Here is a 4,148-nt window from a genome sequence, read left to right as displayed (position 1 = left end):
TGCGACCCCCTGGTCCCAAACCAGGTGCTCTACCAAGCTGAGCTACGTCCCGTTATCAAGTGATTTACCGATTTCTAAAAAATCGGGCCACTCTTTCTATTATAGCGACTTCGACATAGAAGTCAAGCATTAATATTCGATTTTATTCGTTATTATCTATTCCCCTTCAGACGTACAGTCACTTCTTGCGAGTCGGATGGAACCGATACCTTATAAGCGTTATTCGGGTGGTATATAATAAAGACCATCATCACCCAATTGTAATAAGTAGTCGGTATCAGCTGCTGTAATCAAAACTTCATTCCCATTGTCCCTTATTTCTTTATAATAGATGTGTCCATCGTGATAATATAATACTTCACTTGCTTCATCATATTGAAAATTGTCAGTCAACCTTTCTTTATTAATCAAAGAACTCCAGTCTAGGGTTTGTCCATCCTCGATCTCAATCTTAAATACGTGGATACCTGTTATATTCGTAATTCTATAATCAGTGGCATAAACATAATAAAGGTGTTCGTCCCGCCTTTTTATATCTTCAATCCGCATACTCCCTCGACTGTCGATGATCTCGACCAGATCGTTATAGACCACAATGTGAAAACTTTCCCTACCACTGGAGCCGTAAAACTCCGGATTTTCAATGTACTGAATTACTTTTAAGGAATCAGCTTCAAAAAATGAAAAGAATTTTGATATTTCTTCTATCTCTTTAATAGAAAACTGTGGATTTTCCCTTAATCTATCGGCTAGTGTGTTCATGATCTTTGTTTTCTCTGAATCCTCTACTTCTCCTCTATCCCACCTGTTGAATAATGCTTGAAGATCTTCTTGTCCTCGCTTTTGATCAGAGTTGATATAATAAAGTACGCCTATTAAAATCAGACAACTTACAATAACAATTAAAATTTTTTTCATTTATTATAAAAAATCCTCTCGCATGTGTTTTTTCTTTATTCATATTCAATCATACCAACTATTCCACCAGCCTTCAAAGACTTTCAGGAATAAATAGTTTCCGCCACCTATTGTCGGTAATAAAGAATAGTCAATTACATGTGGAGTATACGTATACAATACCCATGCTGGAAAAGTGTCCACCTGTATTTTCCCAGCATAAGTCACACCACCAGATGTTTTTGATACACCGCCATTAACAGTCAAAAACACATCTAGCTTGGAATCATGCAGCCACTTATCATACATCCACGCACTGGCAAGTTCGACCTGCTTATCAAAACCGGTGTACGTGGTAATATCTCCACTATCCGTCGCTCCATAGCCCATAGCGTAATGAAATGCTCTTCTATTAACGTTAGTATCTGTACTGGTAACTAGACTGCTTTCTTTCTGTAGGGTAACCAGTATCACTCGAGGATTAATACCCGCATTCTTTGCTGCATCACTAATAACCTTTGAAGGTTTTACTGTTCTACCAGTATCATAAGCATTACCACTAGAATTGATAGCATAAATCTTAATGCTATTCCTCAAAACAGAATTTTTACTTGTAAGGAAACTCTGAATTTCACTTTCAGTCATTGCGTCGTCATTGTTATAAAGAAAATCACTTGAGGATAATAGTGAATTCATCCTTTTGCCGGCAACATAATAATCGACAACTGCAAAAGGAGTAACAGAACTATTCTCAAGCCTATTAACAGTGGAACTGTCAACTAGCCCTTGGGAATATTGTTTAGCTATTTCATCTTTCAAAGTTGCTTCTGCATTGCTGAATTTTCCAAGATTTATTTGATACAGCTCTTTCTCCCGAAAGTAAGATGTCTGCAGTTGATTGTTATAAAAAATATTCTCGACAACTTGTCCATTCTTAGAATAGTCGTAACCTGTTTTATACCCTGCTGTGTCAGTAACTTGAATAATTCTATCATTGTCCCATTGAATATCGTAAATTCGTCCGTCAGAATGGATTTCATTTTTAATTCGGCCGCTTTCATCATAAATCATAATGTTCTCATCAATAAGATTGGCCTTATTTTGCTTCAAATTCTTTGGTAGGGAGTCATAAACAGCAGAAATTTCATCTAATGTTCTTTTTGAAAGATTCGTTTCCGCTGCATAAACACCTGAATTAAGACTAAGTAATAATAAAGATGCCAAAAGACTAAATACAGTTAATGCTTTCATCTTTTTTGAGATCACTGTTTTTCACCTCTTTAAAAGTTTTTCATTCCAATTAAAAAACAGCACATCTAACCCTACAAGAAATTCTCAATCTTTCTATTTAGACTAAATCCCTCCTCCTCTCTAAAAGCCCACTCTATCAACTATGTACAAAACATTTTTTATCTTATAATAGTATCTAGGCTGTTTGCTTTGAACATAGCAAAGAGCGTACAGAGTTGATTTCCATCGCTCCTCCAAAAGCAGTATGGAAATCGACTCTTATTTATTGCAGCAAGATACCAGATATCAGATACAACCCTTCTGGTATTCTTGATACAATCAGTCATTATTGAACATCAATAACTGCTTCATTAATCAAACCATTCAATACATAAACACTTCGACTTACACCTTTCCTACGCTCATTCTAAACAATGCTTGTTTGAAGCGGAAATTCTGCGTTGTCCGCCTCCGGCACGCACATTAAAGCTAACATCTTACAACATCGACGCAAGACAGAAACTGCAAATTAAATGTCGAAGAAGCGAGGGGATAACTGGGTTGGCTGCACTATTGTAAAAGAAGTAAAGTGGTACTCATGATGGAGGGATTACCATTAATCTTGAGGTAAATATTGTAATTTTATACATATTATATAGTGTATTCAACTTGATTTCAATATTTTTTGTCAAGCATTATTACATTAATAGGAAATATATCCTTTTAAATCCCAACTCCTTCTAATTACTCGCTGGATTCCTTCCTTTTCATTCCCTCCTTCTTAAAACTAAAGATAGTCTTATTTATAATTTCCTGCTACAACTTCTGGTTCCTGGCTATCTCCGCCGATTACTGAAGAAACCAAATTTCTTTTCATTTGTATATTCAAAAGTAAACGGCTTAACCATGTAACTTTTGTATCGTTTCCTCCTGAGCTCTTCGGTGTCATTTGGTATTGTAATTATTAAACTTAAGATCATCTCACGTTGTAACAAAAAAAGCAGATTTATTAAATCACGATCCGTGATTTAATAAATCTGCTTGTTTGATGCCGGTGAAGGGACTCGAACCCCCACGGTTTCCCTCACGATTTTGAGTCGCGCGCGTCTGCCAATTCCGCCACACCGGCAAAGGGAACGCGCCCTAAGAGATTCGAACTCCTGACCTTTTGATTCGTAGTCAAACGCTCTATCCAGCTGAGCTAAGGGCGCGTATGATTATGGAGCGGACGACGGGAATCGAACCCGCGACCCTCGCCTTGGCAAGGCGATGCTCTACCGCTGAGCCACGTCCGCATAATCAAATATGAAACTGGTGAGCCATGAAGGACTCGAACCTTCGACACCCTGATTAAAAGTCAGGTGCTCTACCAACTGAGCTAATGGCTCGTACAAAACAAAGAAGTTAAATGGCGGAGCCGACGGGATTCGAACCCGCGGTCTCCTGCGTGACAGGCAGGCATGTTAGGCCTCTACACCACGGCTCCACACGAGAATAATGCCATCCTCTTCAAGAGGATAATTGCGGGGGCAGGATTTGAACCTGCGGCCTTCGGGTTATGAGCCCGACGAGCTACCGGGCTGCTCCACCCCGCGTCAGTATTAAAGATGTTATGGTGGAGGCTGAGGGGATCGAACCCCCGACCCTCTGCTTGTAAGGCAGATGCTCTCCCAGCTGAGCTAAGCCTCCATAATCTGGGATGACTCTTAAAAAGAGATGGTGACCCGTAGGGGATTCGAACCCCTGTTACCTCCGTGAAAGGGAGGTGTCTTAACCCCTTGACCAACGGGCCATATTCAAGTCCTTGCTGGCGGAGAGAGAGGGATTCGAACCCTCGAGACGCTTGTGACGCCTACACGATTTCCAATCGTGCTCCTTCGGCCAACTCGGACACCTCTCCATAAGAGTTGGTTTCCACGGAAGAGAAGGAAATATGCAAAGCATATGACCTTTCTTCCAGGATAGACTCCCCGAACAGGACTCGAACCTGTGACAACTCGATTAACAGTCGAGTGCTCTAC

2 protein-coding genes and 9 tRNA genes are annotated in these 4,148 nt (G+C 39.9%); all 11 read right to left on the bottom strand.

Features of this window, described 5'->3' with window-relative positions:
* Positions 1–219 precede the first annotated feature (219 nt).
* A complete protein-coding gene (locus RW092_RS17200) occupies positions 220–918 on the bottom strand; it encodes a hypothetical protein (protein ID WP_316010786.1) in 699 nt (232 codons plus the stop codon).
* 45 nt (positions 919–963) lie between these two features.
* Positions 964–2,163, bottom strand: a complete 1,200-nt coding sequence (locus RW092_RS17195) for a hypothetical protein (RefSeq protein ID WP_316010785.1) — start codon at positions 2,161–2,163, stop codon at positions 964–966.
* Positions 2,164–3,176: 1,013 nt separating this feature from the next.
* A tRNA-Leu gene (locus RW092_RS17190) sits at positions 3,177–3,256 on the bottom strand.
* An 8-nt stretch (positions 3,257–3,264) separates the two neighbouring features.
* Positions 3,265–3,338: transfer RNA gene (locus RW092_RS17185), tRNA-Arg, on the bottom strand.
* A 9-nt stretch (positions 3,339–3,347) separates the two neighbouring features.
* Positions 3,348–3,422, bottom strand: a tRNA-Gly gene (locus tag RW092_RS17180).
* Positions 3,423–3,439: 17 nt separating this feature from the next.
* Positions 3,440–3,515 (bottom strand) — tRNA-Lys (locus RW092_RS17175).
* 21 nt (positions 3,516–3,536) lie between these two features.
* A tRNA-Asp gene (locus tag RW092_RS17170) sits at positions 3,537–3,613 on the bottom strand.
* Positions 3,614–3,648: 35 nt separating this feature from the next.
* Positions 3,649–3,722, bottom strand: a tRNA-Met gene (locus RW092_RS17165).
* A gap of 18 nt (positions 3,723–3,740) precedes the next feature.
* A tRNA-Val gene (locus tag RW092_RS17160) sits at positions 3,741–3,816 on the bottom strand.
* A 28-nt stretch (positions 3,817–3,844) separates the two neighbouring features.
* A tRNA-Glu gene (locus tag RW092_RS17155) sits at positions 3,845–3,919 on the bottom strand.
* 16 nt (positions 3,920–3,935) lie between these two features.
* Positions 3,936–4,027, bottom strand: a tRNA-Ser gene (locus RW092_RS17150).
* Positions 4,028–4,148 lie beyond the last annotated feature (121 nt).

The organism is Paenibacillus sp. 3LSP, assembly GCF_032465655.1.
In the GTDB taxonomy this organism is placed as follows: Bacteria; Bacillota; Bacilli; order Paenibacillales; family Paenibacillaceae; genus Fontibacillus; species Fontibacillus barengoltzii.
Note: the sequence above shows the minus strand (reverse complement) of the source record. Positions and strands in the feature narration are given on the sequence as shown.